The sequence below is a fragment of the Vibrio sp. 2132-1 genome, from assembly GCF_033344315.1.
This window is the reverse complement of record NZ_JAWPON010000243.1, coordinates 1-774: the sequence shown is the minus strand read 5'-3', so window position 1 is coordinate 774 and position 774 is coordinate 1. Positions and strand designations below refer to the sequence as shown.

Below are 774 nucleotides of genomic sequence, written 5' to 3'. Positions count from 1 at the left end.
AGAGAAGTACCAGTCTTGGTCAGCGCAAGCATTTGAGGCGAATGCCAACTCGCTTGTCTGTGTGGCTGAGAAAATATAAACCAATGTTGAGGGATACAATGCAAGGGTTTCGAATTACTACATTGTTAGATGACATGGATTTAGGCGTTATCTACGAGTTCATTTCAAACAGTTATTGGGGAAAGGGCATTCCAAGAGAACGCCTTGAGAAGTCATTGCGCCATTCGTTCTGTTTCGCGGTTTTGGATGACGAAAATCAACTCGTCGCTTTTGCTCGGTTAATTACCGATCGCACCACGTTTGCGTACCTTGCCGATGTGTTTGTAGTGGAGGTACACCGTGGTAAAGGCATCAGTAAGTGGTTGATCTCAGAAATTGTTGCTCATCCAGAACTACAAGGCTTACGCCGTATGATGCTTGCAACCCGCGATGCTCATGGGTTGTACGAACAGTTTGGGTTCACTCCTATTGCTCCAGTAGAAAACTTCATGCAAATCTGGAAACCGAATGTTTATCAGAGCTAAATCATGATGAGAGTTGAAGCTCAACAAGTGGCAATCAGATACCTCAAAACAACAGACGCTGATCCCCTGTTTGAAAACTATTTAGGCGATGAGCAAGCATGCCGCTTCCTCAGTCGCCAAGCCCACCAAAATGTTAATCAAACCCTTGAAGCGATCGAAAGATGGCTCGCTCAATATGATCAAAAGTCTCCCAACCTATTAGTCTTCGCTATTGAAGAACTCACTTCTCAAACTCCTATTGGTTGTCTGG

2 protein-coding genes are annotated in these 774 nt (G+C 44.6%); both read left to right on the top strand.

Annotated features, from left to right (window positions below; genetic code table 11):
• Positions 1–98: 98 nt before the first annotated feature.
• Positions 99–524, top strand: coding sequence for a GNAT family N-acetyltransferase (locus R8N47_RS24705; RefSeq protein WP_318186038.1), 426 nt, complete (start codon positions 99–101; stop codon positions 522–524).
• A gap of 3 nt (positions 525–527) precedes the next feature.
• Positions 528–774 (top strand): GNAT family N-acetyltransferase (locus tag R8N47_RS24700; RefSeq protein ID WP_412034484.1); only part of this gene is annotated, 247 nt, incomplete at its 3' end.

Bases quoted from the DNA above. Each gene is read 5' to 3' on its own strand.
- R8N47_RS24705 (WP_318186038.1), top strand. From the start codon at position 99: ATGCAAGGGTTTCGAATTACTACATTGTTAGATGACATGGATTTAGGC.